Origin of the sequence: Candidatus Protochlamydia phocaeensis, from assembly GCF_001545115.1 — a bacterium.
GTDB lineage: Bacteria > Chlamydiota > Chlamydiia > Chlamydiales > Parachlamydiaceae > Protochlamydia_A > Protochlamydia_A phocaeensis.
This window is the reverse complement of the sequence record NZ_FCNU01000031.1, coordinates 12,812-30,581: the sequence shown is the minus strand read 5'-3', so window position 1 is coordinate 30,581 and position 17,770 is coordinate 12,812. Positions and strand designations below refer to the sequence as shown.

The 17,770-nt window shown below is 42.7% G+C and carries 14 protein-coding genes; 8 read left to right on the top strand and 6 right to left on the bottom strand.

Annotated features, from left to right (window positions below; translation table 11 throughout):
* Positions 1 to 14 precede the first annotated feature (14 nt).
* Positions 15 to 1,121, top strand: coding sequence for a dihydroorotase (locus BN3769_RS11835; RefSeq protein ID WP_068470857.1), 1,107 nt, complete (start codon positions 15 to 17; stop codon positions 1,119 to 1,121).
* 76 nt (positions 1,122 to 1,197) lie between these two features.
* Here the strand turns inward: BN3769_RS11835 and BN3769_RS11830 are convergent, their stop codons facing one another.
* Complete coding sequence (locus tag BN3769_RS11830) at positions 1,198 to 3,078, bottom strand: heavy metal translocating P-type ATPase (protein ID WP_068470855.1); 1,881 nt, start codon at positions 3,076 to 3,078, stop codon at positions 1,198 to 1,200.
* Between the two features lie 139 nt (positions 3,079 to 3,217).
* Positions 3,218 to 4,792 carry an FAD-dependent oxidoreductase gene (locus BN3769_RS11825; RefSeq protein WP_068470853.1) on the bottom strand — a complete coding sequence of 525 codons (1,575 nt, stop codon included), beginning with the start codon at positions 4,790 to 4,792 and terminating at the stop codon, positions 3,218 to 3,220.
* A 338-nt stretch (positions 4,793 to 5,130) separates the two neighbouring features.
* Here BN3769_RS11825 and BN3769_RS11820 point away from each other — a divergent pair, with 338 nt between their 5' ends.
* Positions 5,131 to 5,832 carry a pirin family protein gene (locus tag BN3769_RS11820; RefSeq protein WP_068470851.1) on the top strand — a complete coding sequence of 234 codons (702 nt, stop codon included), beginning with the start codon at positions 5,131 to 5,133 and terminating at the stop codon, positions 5,830 to 5,832.
* On the opposite strand, the gene BN3769_RS11815 is transcribed toward BN3769_RS11820, so the two are convergent.
* The 3 genes from BN3769_RS11815 to BN3769_RS11805 all read right to left on the bottom strand — a co-directional run bounded on the left by BN3769_RS11815 (position 5,829) and on the right by BN3769_RS11805 (position 9,574).
* Positions 5,829 to 6,869: an F-box protein gene (locus tag BN3769_RS11815; RefSeq protein WP_068470849.1), complete on the bottom strand. Its 1,041-nt coding sequence runs from the start codon at positions 6,867 to 6,869 to the stop codon at positions 5,829 to 5,831. The genes BN3769_RS11820 and BN3769_RS11815 overlap by 4 nt on opposite strands.
* Positions 6,870 to 7,066: 197 nt before the next feature.
* Positions 7,067 to 7,870: a hypothetical protein gene (locus tag BN3769_RS11810; protein ID WP_068470847.1), complete on the bottom strand. Its 804-nt coding sequence runs from the start codon at positions 7,868 to 7,870 to the stop codon at positions 7,067 to 7,069.
* Between the two features lie 234 nt (positions 7,871 to 8,104).
* Positions 8,105 to 9,574, bottom strand: a complete 1,470-nt coding sequence (locus BN3769_RS11805; protein WP_068470845.1) for an RNB domain-containing ribonuclease — start codon at positions 9,572 to 9,574, stop codon at positions 8,105 to 8,107.
* Between the two features lie 136 nt (positions 9,575 to 9,710).
* Here BN3769_RS11805 and BN3769_RS11800 point away from each other — a divergent pair, with 136 nt between their 5' ends.
* Complete coding sequence (locus BN3769_RS11800) at positions 9,711 to 12,458, top strand: bifunctional acetate--CoA ligase family protein/GNAT family N-acetyltransferase (protein WP_068471102.1); 2,748 nt, start codon at positions 9,711 to 9,713, stop codon at positions 12,456 to 12,458.
* Between the two features lie 56 nt (positions 12,459 to 12,514).
* Here the strand turns inward: BN3769_RS11800 and BN3769_RS11795 are convergent, their stop codons facing one another.
* The gene (locus tag BN3769_RS11795) at positions 12,515 to 12,955 is read right to left on the bottom strand and encodes a hypothetical protein (protein ID WP_068470844.1); all 441 of its coding nucleotides are present in this window, start codon (positions 12,953 to 12,955) and stop codon (positions 12,515 to 12,517) included.
* A 150-nt stretch (positions 12,956 to 13,105) separates the two neighbouring features.
* Here BN3769_RS11795 and BN3769_RS11790 point away from each other — a divergent pair, with 150 nt between their 5' ends.
* The 5 genes from BN3769_RS11790 to BN3769_RS11770 all read left to right on the top strand — a co-directional run bounded on the left by BN3769_RS11790 (position 13,106) and on the right by BN3769_RS11770 (position 17,742).
* Positions 13,106 to 13,690: a GNAT family N-acetyltransferase gene (locus BN3769_RS11790; RefSeq protein WP_068470842.1), complete on the top strand. Its 585-nt coding sequence runs from the start codon at positions 13,106 to 13,108 to the stop codon at positions 13,688 to 13,690.
* Positions 13,680 to 15,599 (top strand): NAD-dependent epimerase/dehydratase family protein, encoded by a 1,920-nt coding sequence (locus BN3769_RS14530; protein ID WP_079989547.1) that lies wholly within the window; start codon positions 13,680 to 13,682, stop codon positions 15,597 to 15,599. The genes BN3769_RS11790 and BN3769_RS14530 overlap by 11 nt, the downstream gene beginning before the upstream one ends.
* Positions 15,578 to 16,246, top strand: coding sequence for an HAD family hydrolase (locus BN3769_RS11780; RefSeq protein WP_068470840.1), 669 nt, complete (start codon positions 15,578 to 15,580; stop codon positions 16,244 to 16,246). Before BN3769_RS14530 ends, BN3769_RS11780 begins: the two co-directional genes overlap by 22 nt.
* 99 nt (positions 16,247 to 16,345) lie before the next feature.
* Positions 16,346 to 17,110, top strand: a complete 765-nt coding sequence (locus tag BN3769_RS11775) for a cytidylyltransferase domain-containing protein (protein ID WP_068470838.1) — start codon at positions 16,346 to 16,348, stop codon at positions 17,108 to 17,110.
* Between the two features lie 326 nt (positions 17,111 to 17,436).
* Positions 17,437 to 17,742 carry a hypothetical protein gene (locus BN3769_RS11770; protein ID WP_068470836.1) on the top strand — a complete coding sequence of 102 codons (306 nt, stop codon included), beginning with the start codon at positions 17,437 to 17,439 and terminating at the stop codon, positions 17,740 to 17,742.
* Positions 17,743 to 17,770: the final 28 nt, after the last annotated feature.

The window sequence follows — 17,770 nt, the reverse complement described above, 5'->3', positions numbered from 1 at the left end:
CGCAAAGGAATGCAATGATTACGATAAAAAACGCAAAAACATTGGCAGGCGAGCAAAGAGATTTTACTCTGCCTTCTTCTAAAGATTATAGCATTGATGCAAAAGGCCAGCTTTTGTTCTTGCCAGGATTGATCGATTCTCATATTAGCTTAGGCCCTACAACTAGGGAAGACTGGAAAATAGGCATTGAATCGGCCATTAGGGGAGGCGTGACAACCCTGATCGATATTCCGCGGCTTGATCAGTCTTGCTATTCAAAAGTCGGCATTGAAGAGCATAAGCAAATCGTCCATAAGCACTTATCTGATTGGGATATTCCTTTGCATTATAATCTTTATGCGACGGCTCATCCTGACCATTTGGAAGAATTGGGCCTAGCTAAAAAATTGATCCGCGGTCTTGCAATCCTTATTGATCCCGTCCATCGCGAGCAATGGGATGATGAAAAGTTTTGGGAAAGGGCTTTTCAATTGGCGGCCTGGGAAGATCTTCCTGTCATTGTAAATACCCAGGATGAAGATTCTTGGCAAAAATTGCGAAAAAAAGAAGAGTCTCTCTTGGAGAAGGCAATTTTTTATACTGAGCAAAATAATACCCGCTTATATGTTTTAAATGTTGCGACTAGAGAAGAGATAGAGTTGATCCAGCAAGCCCGGGAGCGATCGTTGCTGATCTATGCCGAAACAACCCCTCGTCATTTATTTTTAAATAAATCTTCTCAAACCGAGCATGTATGGGAAGCGTTAAATCGAGGGACAATTGAAATGATCGGAAGCGGATTTTTTGCAGGGATGAACCACTCGGATAGAATCTTATTAGAAGAGGGAAATTTTAGTTATTCCGATCCCATTTTTTTATTGCCGCTCCTTTTGACTGCCAGCTTTGAAAAGAAGATTTCCATAGAAAAAATTCTGGGACTCACGCGCTTTAACATTAACCAATTATTTAATCTGGATAACCAAGATGCCGTTTTAGTGGACGTGGAACACGAGCGAGCCGTTCAGCAAATTACTAATGGCCAAACAATAGATATCAAGCTCAGGGGTTGGCCTGTTTATACCTTTGTGAAAGGCAAAGTCTTTAAAATACCGCCAAAAGGATATCACCTTATCCCGGAATAAGCTAAAACTTGAAATCAAGTCTATTATGATTTCCAGTCTTTAGCGCAAAGGCGTAAAAAAAATGATGTCCATACGTTTAAAAATCGCTTAATTTCTTATGCGGAAAAGCGACCCGTAAAGCGTTAAGAACGGCAAACACATCAATAATTTCTTGGGCAATGGCTCCCGCAACAGGCGGTAGCCATCCAAAAGCGGCAATGCACATGCCTATTAGGGATAAGGCAATCCCTCCCACTGCGCTTTGTAGAGCTATGGTGCGCATACGCCGGCTGATATGGAAAAGCTCATCAACTTTTTCCATTGAATTGTCCATGACGACGGCATCTGCTGCTTCAGACGTAATGTCGCTGTTCTGTCCGAAAGCAAGTCCGACAGTCGCCACAGATAGAGCAGGGGCATCATTGATTCCATCGCCCAAATAAATGGTTTTGGCTCTTTTGGCTTCTGTTTCGACAATGGCAACTTTTTCTTCAGGCGTCTTGCTGGCATAAACTTCTGTAATTCCCATATAGTTGGCTAAATAACGCACCTCTTGTTCCCTGTCTCCCGATACAATCATCATTTTCTCAATTTGATGCTTGGGAGCCAGGTGGCTGATGAAAGGATAGGTGTCTGTTCGAGGTTTGTCATGAAAACGGAAATGAGCGGCTAATTGCTGATCGATCAATAAAACACATTCCAAGCCGCTTTGAGTAGGCAATGAGGACACCCAATCCGCTTTACCTTGCCGCAGAAGGTGGGAGCGGCTAGTCAATACAACTTTATGATGGTTCACAATCCCTTTAAGTCCTTCTCCCGGATTTTCATTAATCTCCGCCGCTTCTTCTATGGGTAGCTTTTCCTGAGTTGCCGCTTCAATAATTGCATGGGATAAAGGATGCTTCGAATAATTTTCTACGCTTGCTGCCAATGTGAGAACCTCGCTGCGGGAAAAGGCATTAAAGCATGAGATTTCTGTTAAAGCCGGCTTACCGTAGGTCAAAGTGCCTGTTTTATCAAAAATAATTGTGCGGCATTGATCGATTTGTTCAAGAATAATGGGATTCTTAATGACAATCCCATTTTTAGCGCATAAAGAAATAGATCCGATAATGGCGACTGGGATAGCGATCAAAAGCGGACAAGGAGTTGCTATAACAAGGACAGCCAAAAAACGCATCGCTTCGCCGCTGGCTAGCCAAGCGGCAATGGCTATTAGCAAGGCAAGCGGGGTATAAAAGGCGCCTAACTGATCTGCAAGCCTTCTCATGCGAGGCTTCTTTTGCTCTGAATCAATCAACACTTGCACAATCTTAGCATAACGGGAGTCTTTCGCTTGCTTAGTCGCCGTTATGGTTAAAGAGGTATTTCCATTAATGGAACCGGAAAGGACCGTAGATCCTGGCGTTTTAGAGATTAGAAAAGGCTCTCCGGTTAAATAAGATTCATCCATGATTCCATGCCCTTCTGCGACGATGCCATCCACAGGGCAGATATCATGGGGATAAACCACTAACGTATCACCGATTTGGATTTGGTCGATCTCAACGGATGAGATTATCCCCTTCAATTTGCGATGAGCGATATTAGGCATGCGCTTTGATAAAGCCTCAAGCAAGAAAGAGGCACGGCGAACAGCATAGACCTCTAGCGCTTGGCCTCCCGATAACATTAAGACAACAAGAGCGCCTGCCAGATATTGTCCAAGCAAAACAGCCGTTACAATCGATAAACCTGCTAAAAGATCCGAGCTGAATTGCAACTGGATAAATTTAAGCATAAGGCTAAAAACAATGGGAATACCTCCCAATATAAGAGCGGCATATAGAGGCAGGTACTGAATAAAGTCTGAAACCGTAAAAGCGTAGCGCAAAAGCAGATGAAGGCAGATAAGAAAGAGCGTTAAGAGAGCAATATAAGCATCTTGTAAGTAAAGAGGCGAAGGGGACGGCTTATCAATTTCGGAAAGGCTGGCCATATTGTTCTTATTTCTAGGGCTTGTAAAACTTTAAAAATTTCATCTTATCCTTTTTCTGAATTATTTTCTTATTCAGCTATTCGGATGAATAAAACGATGAAGCCGTGGCTAACAGAGGCTAAAGGCCGGTGATATGAGATCATTCTTTAGCAGCTTCTTGCTGGATGCTTTCGGGCATAGGCGATAGCCCGTCGATTGCAGGGCCATTGAGAACTTTGCCATCCGTATCAAATCGCGAGCCGTGGCAAGGGCAGTCCCAGCTCTTTTCCCCTTCGTTCCATCGCACTAAGCAGCCTAAATGCGGGCAAACAGCCGAATAGCAATGAAACGTGCCTGATTCATCGCGGTAGACGGCATATTTGGTTAATCCTTCGCGGATGACAGCGCCCGTTCCGGGACGGATATGCTGAAAAGAGTCGACTTCCCCGGGCATAATCCATTCTCCATATTGTGCGGCGACGTTTAAGTTCTCTTTAGCGAATTCATCTACCGCAGCAAGTGTCTTACGGGAAGGGTCATATAAATCTTTCCAGGGATTGGAACGTCCTAAAATAAGATCGGTTAGCAAGAGGCCTGCAATGGTGCTATGCGTTAAGCCATTGCCGGAATCTCCGGTGACAATATAAACATTTTCATCATGGGGATTACGGCCGATAAAAGCCAAACTATCGACAGGCTCAAAGATCTGGCCGGACCATTGATATTCAACAGGCCCCATTTGGGGAAAACGCTCCCTAGACCATTGTTCTAAAAGGGAATATTTCTCGAGGACATGTTCATCTTGTCCTGTCTTATGGTCTTCTCCGCCGATGATGAGCCAATCGCTTGTTTGATCGAAAGGATGCTTTTGAATGCGGATATAATGATAAGGATCAGAGGTGTCATAATAGAGGCCTTTGGAAACAGAACCCTTGGGTATGCGGGCAGCAATCACGTAAGTGCGGTAAGGCGCTTGTTTGCTGTGAATAATAAAGCGATCATTGATAGGTGTATTGGTTGCGATAATGGCGGCTTTGGCCGTCACGTCTAGTTGGCGGTTTGTCTTTATGCGGCAAACAGAGCCTCCTTCCACATCTTGAACATGCGTTTCGCAAAAGAGTTTGCCCCCCTTTTTTTGGATGGCTTTTACCAGTCCGGATAAATACTTTAACACATGAAATTGCGCCTGATCCCCATAGCGCAGGCAGGGGCCCGTGTCAAAGCGAGAGAAAGGGGCGCGGCCTAAACGTTCAATGGGCATTCCCATTTTTCGGACAGCCTCAAACTCTTTGTCTAAAATTGTTAGAGGATCCTGAGGAGCACAAAATAAAAAGGCCTCAACTTTTTCGAAGTCGCAGTCGATTTGCTCATCTTGAATAATTTTTTCAATTGTTTTAATGGCTTGAAAATGGCTTTCAGCCGCTAATTGGGCTCCCTCTTCTCCAAAAAGTCTTTCTAATTCGTAAAAATGATCGTCAAGCGCCCAGGCTAAATGGCCTGTCGTTCGCACAGACTGCCCGCCGGCAAGCGGTCCGCTTTCCAAGACAATGACCGATTGGCCTTTTTGGGCCAAAAGATAGGCACAGGTTAAGCCGGCGATTCCCCCTCCGATCACGCATACATCAGCAACCCGATTCTGGTCTAAAGGAGGGGAGGAAGGGATTTCTAGTTCTTCCATCCACAAGGAATGGCTTTTTCCTGAACGGTTATTTAAGCAAATGGGTTGATGTGACATATTGCGCTTTGGTTAAATTTTAAAAACTTATTACTCTATCGTCCTATTAATAATCTGAGTGTAGATATGGGCTTTCTATATAAAAATGTTAAATTATTTATTGATAAATCTGCAATAAGGTCTTGATAAGTCTCTCAGAAGATTCTTTAAAATCCTGATGACTTAGATTCGAGTTCTTTTCTTCCTAGAGGAGGCCGATTGGGGATAAAATCCTCTTAATCTAGGTCAGTAGCGGTTTTGGAGCAGCTTCTTATAGCTAATTGTAAAAAAAGCTGTATCATGATAAGAGTGTTTAACGTAAAGAGATTTTAAAAGAATTTTATTAATAGGATGAAGCCATGCCCATTCGTATACGCCGTTCAGCTCAAAGAGGATTTTTTGATCATGGATGGCTTAAGACTTTTCATACATTCTCTTTTGGGCAATACTACGATGCGGAACAAATGGGATTTCGATCCTTAAGAGTTCTCAATGAGGATTTTATCAGCCCCGGCGTGGGTTTTCCTCTCCATTCCCATCAAGACATGGAAATTTTTTCTGTAGTCTTGGAAGGCGGCTTATCGCATCAAGATGACATAGGAAATGGAACCATTTTGCGACCGGGAAAAATTCAATTGATGTCAGCCGGGCAGGGAGTCACACATAGCGAATATAATGCCTCTGATAAGACGGATGCCCATTTTTTACAAATTTGGATTCTCCCTCATACACGCAAGTTGAAACCGAGTTATCAAGAAAAGTATTTTCCTCCTGAGACCCGGCATAACCAATGGGGATTGATTATTTCAAATGACGGTAGAGACGGTTCATTGCATATTCATCAAGATGTGTCGGTTTATTTAGCTGATTTGGACCAAGATGTTCAGCTACAAAAAGAAATAGCGGAAGGTCGCTATGGCTGGCTGCAAGTGGCGGAGGGCAAACTTGACCTAAATGGCGAGGAATTAGAAGCTGGCGATGGCGCAGCCATCAGCCAAACTTCCGCTCTCGTTGTTCGGGCTATTAAGCCGAGCAAACTTGTCTTTTTAGATTTGAATTAAGCGCTTGAGGCTTCCCTGTTGTTTTCCTCGATTAAAATGCCCGAAGAGAGAATGAATTTAAAACGCCCGATAAAAGCGCGGAAAAAAATGAAATAGGCTTTTTCTTCAGGAGTAGGCAATTGGTTCGGATCGCGGACTTGCTCGAGGCATTTTGTCTCAATAAAGTGGTCTTTTAAGGTTTCCTCGACTTGTTTATCTAGGTCCTCTGCTTCTGCTGTATTTTGAATCCATTCATTGATTCGATCCTGAAGCATGGCTATCCTTTTCTCTTGAAGAGGGGTAAGTTTTTGGATGATTTGAAACTGAACAAAAGGATTCACAGGATAGTCGCTGTCCAGTTTGGTCAAATGAATGAAATGCGTATAAACAGGCATACAGATCTTCCATTCTTCTGCCGGTATAGTCTTCAACGTATTATGAGGAGCGGGTAATTGTAAGGTTTCTTTTTTCCCGCATGAAATAGCTGAAATTCGCCCTTCATCGTTAAAGGCCAAGTAATAGCTGATTTTTCCGGGCTTGATCGCTCTGTGCAAAGGATAAAAAGAGCAAAGATATTTTCTAAGGATAGAAATGGCGTTTATTTGTTCTTCAAATTCTTGTTTATAACAATTTTTCCAATTCGTGACAGGCTTTAAAAAAGGAAAAACCTGAGGAAATTTGCGCAGGGTTAACTCTTTCCATAATAGAGAGATTTCAGAAAGGGTGAAAAATTGCTTGCTTAGAAGGCTAATGGCAAGAACTTGCTTAGCTTCCGCAAAGGTTAAAATATAGATAATAATTTCAAATGGAATAAATAAGACCTGCTGATTGATCTTGATTTTTACTGCAGCAACGCAATTCGTCTCGCTATCTTCATTAAGACGTCGAATTTTAGTTGATAAGAGAGGGCTTGGGCTATTTGGCGCTCTTTTCTTTCTCATGGAATCCGAGAGATTGATAAAGGAATCAAAGGACCGGCATTTTTTTATTTCTTTGGAAGATAAGCCTGCTAAATCATTTTTATAGTGAAGGGTGGGAGAAGTTGAATAAACCTGCATTCTTACTCCTTGTAAAAATTAAAGTTAATTAAAGTTGGGTGTTTTAAAATAAATTTTTAACAGTTGTTTTTAGAAGGTGTATTAAAAGAGGGCGGACCTATCTAAAATGAGTAGAATCAATTGTTTTAGAGCAGGCTTTATCGCAGCAAGTTTGTCTTTTAATTTTGCAAGTGATAAGGCCTGCTCTAAAATTGCATTTAGGCTTTCGAAGGAGAAGCCATGAATTCACGGGGGGCTTCTATGAAAATCCCGAGATCCGACATGACCTTATGTTCTTTTTCTCGGAAAAAAACGAAATAGGCCTTGGCTTCCGGAGTAATCTTTCCATTTTTAACAGAAAGATTATCTTCTGGAGCCTCTTCTCCTCTAACTAAATTAATTGCGTGTCTGCCTTCAAAATGATTGCAAAGAGATCTTTCTACGAGCGTATCTAAATCCTCCTGAAGAGAAAGATTTTTAAGAGAACCATTAATTGTTTCGCTCAATTGATTGATAGTCCTTATTTGAGCGTCGTTGGGAGAATTCAGTGGCTTAAAAGAAATGCGAGGATCGATTGGATACTTTCCGTCCAGGACGGCGAAGTGGACATAGTTCACATAAACAGGAAAGCTTGCTTTCCAGTCCGTTTCTTGAATGGTATGCAAGACCCCATAAGAGTCTTTTAATTGCATATTGTTCTCGGTCTGTGAAAGAGCAATCAAATGCCCGTATTCATTGAAAGCTAAATAATAAGAGGTGGGGGAAAAAGAGGTAACGCGTCGGTGGCGTTTTTCAGGAAAGGAAAAAACACCACAGCAATAATTTTTAATGGCTTCTACATAATTTTGCATGCAATTTTCATAGAGATGGGGAATCTCTCTTATAGAAAAGCCTCGTTCAGGTTCAGTTTCCTTTATAGAGTGCGTATCCGAGCAAGCAGATTCTGCTCTGCTCCTGCTAGGAGGGATTATAGAGTCGCTTGGTATTGAAGAATTCAAAGCCGATAGGTTAAAAGTTGTCATCTTTCCCTCCATGATTTTAAATTGTTTGAAAAATTAAAGATAATTACCTAATCTCCTTTGATTTATGGGCAATTAGAATTTAAACGACCTTCCTTTGAGAAGACCCGTCTAATTTAGTTTAAAGACTGCTAGATGGCCTCTACAATACAGGATGAGCGGAACTCATCAATTGGCCTTTTAGCAGAGCCAGCAAGTCAATGTGTGAATTCAACGATGTATCATTAGGGACGAATGTCACACTTTAATAAAATCAATAAAGCCTTTTTCTATATCAAGATGGACGAGTTTGACGCGAATCGTATCACCGACGTCGACATTTTCAAACCCTTGAATGAGTTTTCCTTCAACAATGGGATGAAAAATGCGCACCCACGTTCCTTTTGCAGCGCTTCCCGTTACTAAAGCATCAAACGTTTCATTTAATTTGGATGCCAATAATAAAATCACAGCAGATTTTTTCATTCTTCGCTCAATTTTGTCCGCATCATCTTCCCTTTCCGTGCATAATTTGGCCAACCTTTCAAGTTCTTTAGGTTGATAAGCAGTCCGGCTGTTCTCCAAAATAGATTTAATAAGGCGTTGAGAAATGATATCAGGATAACGGCGATTAGGCGCGGTCGAGTGAGTATAGTGTTTTACGGCTAAGCTGAAATGTCCCACTGGCGGTTGATCGGGATATTCAATAATATACTCTCCCTTACCTAATAATTTAATAACGGTCAAGGAAAGATCCGGAAAATGAAGCGGATCGGTCAAGCGCTGCTTGATTAAAAACAAATCCAGGGCTTTAGCGTCCGGCTGATCCGGTAAGCTTCCCCCTTTTTCTCTGGCAATTTCAACAATGCGATCCCATCGCTTGGGAATGCGGACCACTCGTTTAAAAGAAGGGAGATTATGTTGGCTTAAAAAACGAGCGACCGCTCCATTAGCGGCTATCATAAAATCTTCAATTAAATTGCGTCCCCGGTTTTTTTCTAAAATTTTTACGTCGACTACTTGTCCGTTTTTAATGATGGCATAGGACTCAATAGTCTCAAGGGTAAGCGCTCCTTGGGCATGACGATATTTTTTTAAAAGATGGGCAATATTGTCTTGAAGCCTGATTTGCTCTTCTATTTTAGGGGCGTGAGCAATGCGTTCCGGAATAGGGGCTTTGCCATCCAGCCAATCCGAGACGCTATTATAAGCGAGCTTGGCATAGTTATGGACAAATGCGGAATAAATTTGATAATCGCCGGGTGAACCATCCGGATTGACAAGGACTTCTACAACAATGGCTAGACGGTCTTCATCTGGATTTAAAGAAGTCAAGTCAGTCGAGAGTTTCTCGGGGAGCATCGTGAAATTTTTAGTTGGAGTATAGATCGTCACTGTATTGTTTTGGGCATGCCTATCTAGCGCCGAATCCTTTTTTACAAGGCTGTCTACATCAGCAATAGCAATGAAAACTTTATATTTTCCTTGATCTAAAGATTCTGCGTAGGTGAGCTGGTCCAAATCCTTGGAATCATCATTGTCCAGAGAAAACCAAAGTTTATTCCGCAGGTCTTTGATGCTAGAAGATTGAGGATGGGCAGGGCCTGTGATGCGATCCAGTTCTTTTTTCGCTTCTATTGAAAAATCAGGAAAAAAATGGCGCTCCAGCAAAGCTTGCCTGGCGAGTTCGGTTAAATTAGTAGAAGGAAGAGCAAAGCCTGTCGTCATAGTGGTCCCAATTAGATCATATTAAATCTTATGTTGCTGGAATGCCAATTTTGCGGGTTACTTACGTATCCAGTACTTTTTTAATCTTGATGGTGATTTAATGCAATTAAGTATTTTGGATTGCGAGGTTTATTTTATGATAGAAGCGGTTAATAATCGAACAGATCCTTCCCAAAACTTCATCGACCGGTACCCTCAGCGGCTTGACCCTCTTTTTCATCCGCGTACAGTGGCCGTTATTGGAGCCAAAGATAATCCAGGCAGTGTGGGAAGAACAATTATGTCTAACTTGCTCTCCGCCTCTTTTAAAGGCCGGATTTATCCCGTTAACCCTAAGCGCGACCAAGTGCTAGGCCTAAAGGCTTATCCTTCGGTTTCCGCTATCCCTGAGCCCATTGATCTGGCCATCATTGTCACCCCGGCTCAAACTGTTCCCAAAATTATTGCCGAATGCGTGGAAGTGCATGTTAAAACAGCCATCATCATTTCAGCAGGCTTTAAAGAACTGGGAGAGCCGGGCTTAAAGCTCGAAGAGGAAATCCTTTCACATGCAAGAAGAGGCGGGCTATCGATTATTGGCCCTAACTGTTTAGGGGTCATGAATCCCATTAATGGATTGAATGCCACTTTTGCCAAAGGAATGGCCCTACCTGGCAACGTCGCCTTTATTAGCCAGTCCGGAGCAATGTGTACAGCAGTCCTTGATTGGAGCTTAAAAGAAAGGGTGGGATTTAGCGCTTTCGTTTCAATCGGATCCATGGCAGATGTCAATTGGGGAACGCTTATCGATTATTTGGGTAACGACCCCTATACACGTAGCCTCTTGCTTTATATGGAGACAATTGGGGATGCTCGCTCTTTTATGACAGCTGCCCGCGAAGTGGCGTTGGAAAAGCCCATTATTGTGATTAAAGCGGGGCGTAGCCAGGCGGCAGCAAAAGCTGCTGCTTCGCATACAGGTTCGCTTGCAGGCAGCGATGAAGTTTTTGACGCTGCCCTTGAAAGAATAGGCGTGCTCAGGGTGAATACCATTGCTGAGCTTTTCAACATCGCTTCTGTCTTGTCTAAGCAGCCTCTTCCCAAAGGGCCGCACCTCTCCATTGTCACTAATGCGGGAGGGCCTGCCGTTCTCGCAACAGATGCGACGGTATTGAACCATGCTGAATTAACGCCTTTAAGTATGGATACAATCGAGACGCTTAATCATTTTTTGCCATCTGCCTGGAGTCATAGCAACCCTATTGATATTTTAGGCGATGCTAATGCCGATCGCTATGCTAAAACAATTGAAGTATTGGCTGACGATGCGCAGACAGATGGCATTCTCGTGATTCTTTCCCCTCAAGATATGACAGATTCAACCGGCACCGCAGTGGCTCTTAAGCAGTTTTCTCAGAACAATCAAAAGCCGCTTCTAGCAAGCTGGATGGGGGGCGAATCGGTTAGGGAAGGAATCGGTATTTTGAATTCGGCCCAAATACCGACATTCGATTATCCGGATAATGCAGCCAAAACATTTGCCACGATGTGGCGCTATAGCAAGAATTTACAAAGCCTTTATGAGACGCCTTTGCTAAGCCGGCATGAAGGACAATTTATGCCTGGATATGAACAGATTCAGCATGTCTTAAATCATGTTCAAAAAGAGAACCGCACCTTGCTAACAGAATTTGAGTCTAAGCAAATTCTTGATTTTTACCATATTCCGGTTGTTAAAACGCTAATAGCTAAACAAGCCGATCAGGCCGTAGAACTGGCCGCTCAAATCGGATATCCCGTAGTGCTAAAGCTGTTTTCACAGACAATCTCACATAAAACGGATGTGGGAGGGGTAAAATTGAATCTGGAAACAGATGAACAGGTATCTAGAGCTTTTCAAGAGATTTATCAAGCTGTTATCCAAAAAGCCGGAAAGGAACACTTTGAAGGCGTGACTGTCCAGCGAATGGTGAAGCATGCCGGCTATGAACTGATTTTAGGAAGTTCGACCGATCCGCAGTTTGGCCCTGTCTTGCTATTTGGAATGGGAGGACAGCTTGTCGAAGTCTTTAAGGACCGGGCGCTTGCTATTCCTCCGCTTAATAAAAATTTGGCCCGTCAGCTCATGCAAAAAACAAATATTTATGAAGCGCTTTTAGGAGTAAGGGGCCGGAATGCCATTGATTTATCCCACCTGGAGGATATTCTAGTTCGTTTTTCTCAAATGATTGTAGAAAATAGGCGCATTAAGGAATGCGACATCAATCCGCTTTTAGCCTCTGAAAAAGAAATCATAGCCTTGGACGCGCGTATTGTATTGCATGAGCCATCGATTGACGAAGCCAATTTGCCGAAATTGGCTATCCGCCCTTATCCGGTGAACTATATTGTTGAAACGAGATTAAAGAATGGAATACCGGTGATTTTGCGTCCCATTCGACCAGAAGACGAGCCTTTAATTGTAAATTTCCATCGAGAGCTTTCGGAGCACAGTGTAAGGCAGCGCTATTTTGAATTCATGAGCCTTGATCAAAGGGTAGCCCATGAACGCTTGGTCCGGATTTGCTTTAATGATTACGACCGGCAATGGGCCCTTATCGCAGAAATTTCTCAAGAGGGAGAAAAGCAGATCATTGGAGTCGGAAGCTTATCGCGCGTGCCGGGAACGCCTTATGCACAAGTTAAATTGATCATTGCCGATGCTTATCACAATTTAGGATTGGGCACCAAGATGCTAAAGCAGCTTCTTTATATTGCCAAACAGGAGAATATTCAGGCTGTTGACGGCCATATTCTGTCTGAGAATCAGGGCATGCTCAAGATTTGCCGGCGATTGGGCTTCGAACTGTCAAGCGAGAAAGATCCTTTTATTGTGCATGTAAGATGGCAGAATGCAGAAAATTAATTCGATAAGAATAAATTTAATTTTCTGCATAAAGGGAAGCGCCATGTAGATTATTGCTATCTTGCATGGCCAGCCATCGAAGCGATTAATCCCGCTCTTTCCATAAAATATAAGGCATGCAGGACGGACAGGGCTAATAATCCAGTGCGATTGATTAAATGCAATTCATGCAGAACCTTACCTACAATCATGCTGCCAGCTACATCCACTAACATTTGGATCTTGTAGCGCCGCTGTTCCGTTCTATTATTGTACTGGTAATCCCTATAATTGCGCAGGCGATAGGTGATAGCTAAAAAAAGAACAGACCGCGCCAGTTCAGAAATGGCAAAGACCTTTGCGGACAAGCTTGCGTTGAACTCAAATATCCTGCCGTAAAAATAACCGATAACCGCCGCAATGGAGGTCCTTTGTATGAGCGTAGGAATGAGTTGAAATGTATTTGGAATGGAAGTGTGAAGCGAATCTTGATTGAACATGGGAAAAAAATTAAGCATCTTTCTTCCTTTTTGTGAGCGTGAAAATTGGCGAAATTAAATTAGCAGAATAATACATTCGGTACGAAGAAAATAGCTTGTCGCTGTTCAGTCCGGCATGCTAGAGTTTTGTGTGATAATTTAAATTTTATATTAGATAGCTGTATTGATATGGAATGGAAATACGTCTGCTTGATAAAGGAATGTTTTGGAGAAGAAAAAGGGTATTTGCTAACTGCAATCCGCAAAGAAGACATAGCGCATATTCGCGAATGGCGAAATGAGCAAATGGATGTTCTTAGGCAGAAAGCCCTTATCTCGGAGCAGGATCAGCTTGCCTATTTCACTCACGTCATTGAGCCGACCTTTACCCAACCTCATCCCCGTCAAATTCTATTTAGCTTCCTTCATACAGGCATTTGCATCGGATATGGAGGATTGACCAATATAGACTGGGAAAATAAGCGAGCGGAGGTATCTTTTCTGGTTAATACCAAGCGGGCCCAAGAAAAGGAGACATATGCAGCCGATTATTGGCACTTTCTTCATTTGCTCGCCGGCATCGCTTTTAATGAATTGGGCTTTCACCGGCTTTTTGCGGAAACGTTTGCATTTCGCGAGCACCATATCCATATTTTGGAAACAGCCGGATTTAAAAGGGAAGGAGCTCTAAGAGAACATGTTTTTAAGCATAACCGATGGTATGATTCCATTATGCATGGATTGTTAGCCAGGGAGTATAAAAATGCGCAATAAACGCGTCTTTGTTAGCGGGGGAGCAGGGGTAATCGGAACGGCGCTTGTGGATTTTCTCTTGAGGGAAGGCGCTGATGTATTTGTCGGCGATCTTAAACCTTGCCCGAAGTCATGGTTTGGAAAAGTAAAATATCGCCAGGGCGATCTTAATACCATTTCGCCGCAAGATTTGCTCACATTTGATCCCGAAATTTTTTTTCATTTGGCCGCCACTTTTGAGCGTTCAGAGGAAAGCTTCCCTTTTTTTGAGGAAAACTTTCATCATAATGTTAAGCTCAGCCATACCCTAATGCACATTTTAAAGGACGCGCCTTCCCTTGAAAAAGTCGTTTTTGCATCCAGCTACCTCATTTATGATCCTCAGCTTTATCAGTTTTCCTCTCCTCAAGAAAAAAATGCGATTTTGACAGAAGCGTCTCCCATTTATCCGCGCAATATATGCGGAGCGGCTAAATTATTTCATGAAATGGAGCTGCGGCTGTTAAGGCATTTTTTGCAGCAGAATACATCTTTTATTTCTGCACGGATTTTCCGTGTCTATGGAAGGCAGTCGCGCGATATTATTTCTCGTTGGATACGCGCAGCTTTAAGAGAAGAAACGCTAACTGTTTATCGTCCGGAAGGGCGATTTGATTATATTTTTGCCGATGATGTTGCCGAAGGGTTACTTCGGCTTGCACAGACTGATTATAGTGGAGTCGTGAATTTAGGATCCGGCCAAGCCCGATCGATTCAAGATGTCTTGCATATTCTTCGACAGCATTTCCCAAAAATAGATATAGAAACTGTTGAGTCCGATATTGCATTCGAAAATTCTCAAGCAGATATTCAACGCTTGGAAGCGTTAACAAGCTGGAAGCCTTCGCATACCTTAGAAATAGCTATTCCCAAATTGATTGAATTTGAAAAAGAGAGCCTCAGATTTCCCACTCAATCATCTGAACATCCAAGCGTGATGATTACTAGCATTTCCAAAAAAATGCCTCTCATTCAAGCTGTCCGTAATGCTGCCAATAAAATCGGACAATTTAAAAATATTCACGGATGCGATAGCCACCCTTTTTGCATTGGACAATATGGTGTGGATGAATTTTGGCAATGCCCGCCTCTGTCTGAAATGAATTTAGAAGAAATGATTGCCTATTTTCAAAAAAATTATATTACAGCCGTTATTCCTACCCGTGATGCGGATTTGGAATTCTATGCCCGCCATTTATCCTTTCTGCAAAAGAGAGGCGTTCATGTCATGGTATCAAAATTCGATGCGGTTTCAACATGCTTAGATAAAAAGCGGTTTGCCGACTTTCTCATTAAGCAGCGCTTTCCCGCCATTCCGACAAGTTTAGCGATCGAAGAGTTGAAAACATCCCGTTATGTTGTCAAAGAAAGACGTGGAGCAGGTTCGCATCAATTGGGATTAAATTTGCCTAAGGAAGAGGCGATTATCCATAGCAAAGGACTCAAGGAACCAATTTTTCAACCTTATATAGAAGGGGAAGAATGGAGCGTAGATCTTTATCGCACAAAAGAGGGGCGAGTGAAAGGGTGCGTGGCCAGGCAGCGTAACTATGTAGTGGCAGGAGAGTCTCAAGTGACGACAACCGTCTCTTATCCTGCGCTCGAACGTCTTTGTGAAGAAATGGCCGATCATTTAGATTTATATGGACATGCAATTTTTCAGCTAATCGAGGATGCACAAGGCGATTTCCATGTCATTGAATGCAATCCCCGCTTTGGGGGAGCTTCTACAGTCAGCATTGCAATTGGATTGGATAGCTTCTTTTGGTTTTTTGTTGAATGTCTCGGACAAAGTCTGCAAGATTATCCCTTTATCAGAAGACAAGGAGAAGTGCGCCAAGTGCGTTATATGACAGATCGGATTATCCCATGGTCATCGTATTTGACTTAGATGATACTCTTTATGAAGAAATGTCCTTTGTGCGAAGCGGATTTTCTGTTGTTGCCGACTATCTCAGTCCGCTTCTTCATATGCCTGCACAGGATATTTTCCATGATCTGAACGACCTGGTTGCCGTTCAGCGCGACAGCGTTTTCAATCGTTTTCTTGAAGAAAAGGGGATTCATAGCCTGCAATTGATCAAACGCTGTCTAAGCGTCTATAGAGGGCACCAACCTAGCATCAGTCTCTATCCCGCAGCTAAGGCTTGCTTGGAGCGATTCCAAGGCCATCCCCTTTACATTGTAACGGATGGTAACAAGCTTGTCCAAAGAAGAAAATTTTTAGCGTTGGGCTTAGACCGTTTAGTCCGGCGCTGCTTTTTTACGTATGCTCACGGCCTTCATCGCTCCAAGCCTTCTCCTTATTGCTTTGAAAAGATTTGTCAAATTGAGCGCGTGGATCCTTCACACGTTATTTATGTGGCGGATAATCCGCAAAAAGACTTTGTTGGAATTAAGCCGTTGGGATTTCATACCATCCGCGTTCTCACAGGACCTTATGCCCAATCGCAGGTAGAACTGGCCTACGAGGCCGAGGTGCGAATTAAAAGCTTAGATGAATTAGATGAACGCTTGGTAAGAAGCTTAATAACCTGAGTTTGGGTTTTTTTTGCCATTTGTTCATCGCCGAGGTTTTGACGCAGTCGAAAGGGTAAAAAAACTCCAAACTCAAGTTAATAGCCTTTAAGGATAAGCATGACTGAAGAAAAAAAGATTAAAATTCTCGTACAGGCACGCATGGGATCGACTCGCTTGCCTGGAAAAGTTATGAAAGAAGTCTTGGGCCGGCCCCTTCTAGATTTTCAAATCGAGCGTTTGCAGCAAGCGCGTTTGCCACATGGCATTGAGATCTTGACGACGACGGAATCAAGCGATGAGCCCATTGTTGCTTTCTGCCAAAAGAAAGGCCTAGCCTATTTTAGAGGTTCGGAAGAGGATGTTCTAGACCGTTATTACCAAGCGGCTAAGGAAGGAAAATTAGACGTCATTGTAAGAGTGACAGCGGATTGTCCGTTAATTGATCCTGATATTTTAGATCATATCATCGCTGTCTACTTGGCCGCTTTTCCCACTTATGACTATGTATCAAATGGATTGGAAAGAACATATCCCAGAGGGCTAGATGTAGAAGTTTTCTCTTTCGCAGCATTGGAAAAATCTTATCGAGAAGCCAAAGAGCCGGAGGAGAGAGAGCATGTTACCCCGTATATCTATCGCCATCCGGAACTCTTCCATCTAAAGAATATCAGCCATTCACCTGCATTGGATCACTACCGTTGGACTGTGGATACTCCTGAAGACTTCGAATTAATCCAACTTATTTTAGACCGGCTTTATCCGCTTAACCCGCGTTTTCGCCTACAAGATATCTTAGCCTTATTGGACCGGCATCCGGATTGGAATAAAATTAATGCGCATATTGAGCAAAAAAAGCTTTCTCCTCTAAATAAAAAAGCGTAAAAGAATGAGAGAGGGGAGTAAAACCGCTGATGACCTAGATTCGAGTTCTTTTTCCAAGAAGCGATAAGAGAAAATAATCTCAACTGTCGATTATTATGGGTTTTAATACACCCTCAGCGCTTTTTATACCAATAAGAGACGTTAATAACCTGAGTTTGAGGCTTTTTGCCCTTTGGACTGCGTCAAAGCCTCGGCGATGAACAAATGGCAAGAGCTTTCACGCTGGTCCAAAGGGCAAAAAAAAACCAAACTCAGGCTAATAGAATTGACTTGAATTCAATGCTTTGCTATACACTTTTCTCATCAATCCTTTAAAGGAGAAAATTATGTTACGTAAATCGGTCGTCAAAATCGCTACTCTTGCATTGGGCCTGTTGGCTCTAACTATGAACGCAGAAGCAGCGATTGCCCAATCTAACCCATCTAACAGCAATCAGCAAGCGGTTAACCGCTCTTCCTTAAGAAAAGAATCTGATTCTACGACGCAAGAAAAATACGATATCATGAGACGTGATGAAATTGATAATACGGATACGTATGCAATTCCCTTCGATGAAAGCGAAGTCGAGGACGAGCAGCAAATAGACATGGATGAAAAAAAGGATGTTTTCCCCCTTCCCCATTCTCATTAATCCGGTCTACTTCAGCCCTCATTACTTG

Coding starts and splice junctions, on each gene's coding strand:
- BN3769_RS11835 (WP_068470857.1), top strand. CDS start 15: ATGATTACGATAAAAAACGCAAAAACATTGGCAGGCGAGCAAAGAGAT.
- BN3769_RS11830 (WP_068470855.1), bottom strand. CDS start 3,078: ATGGCCAGCCTTTCCGAAATTGATAAGCCGTCCCCTTCGCCTCTTTAC.
- BN3769_RS11825 (WP_068470853.1), bottom strand. CDS start 4,792: ATGTCACATCAACCCATTTGCTTAAATAACCGTTCAGGAAAAAGCCAT.
- BN3769_RS11820 (WP_068470851.1), top strand. CDS start 5,131: ATGCCCATTCGTATACGCCGTTCAGCTCAAAGAGGATTTTTTGATCAT.
- BN3769_RS11815 (WP_068470849.1), bottom strand. CDS start 6,869: ATGCAGGTTTATTCAACTTCTCCCACCCTTCACTATAAAAATGATTTA.
- BN3769_RS11810 (WP_068470847.1), bottom strand. CDS start 7,870: ATGACAACTTTTAACCTATCGGCTTTGAATTCTTCAATACCAAGCGAC.
- BN3769_RS11805 (WP_068470845.1), bottom strand. CDS start 9,574: ATGACGACAGGCTTTGCTCTTCCTTCTACTAATTTAACCGAACTCGCC.
- BN3769_RS11800 (WP_068471102.1), top strand. CDS start 9,711: ATGATAGAAGCGGTTAATAATCGAACAGATCCTTCCCAAAACTTCATC.
- BN3769_RS11795 (WP_068470844.1), bottom strand. CDS start 12,955: ATGCTTAATTTTTTTCCCATGTTCAATCAAGATTCGCTTCACACTTCC.
- BN3769_RS11790 (WP_068470842.1), top strand. CDS start 13,106: ATGGAATGGAAATACGTCTGCTTGATAAAGGAATGTTTTGGAGAAGAA.
- BN3769_RS14530 (WP_079989547.1), top strand. CDS start 13,680: ATGCGCAATAAACGCGTCTTTGTTAGCGGGGGAGCAGGGGTAATCGGA.
- BN3769_RS11780 (WP_068470840.1), top strand. CDS start 15,578: ATGGTCATCGTATTTGACTTAGATGATACTCTTTATGAAGAAATGTCC.
- BN3769_RS11775 (WP_068470838.1), top strand. CDS start 16,346: ATGACTGAAGAAAAAAAGATTAAAATTCTCGTACAGGCACGCATGGGA.
- BN3769_RS11770 (WP_068470836.1), top strand. CDS start 17,437: ATGTTACGTAAATCGGTCGTCAAAATCGCTACTCTTGCATTGGGCCTG.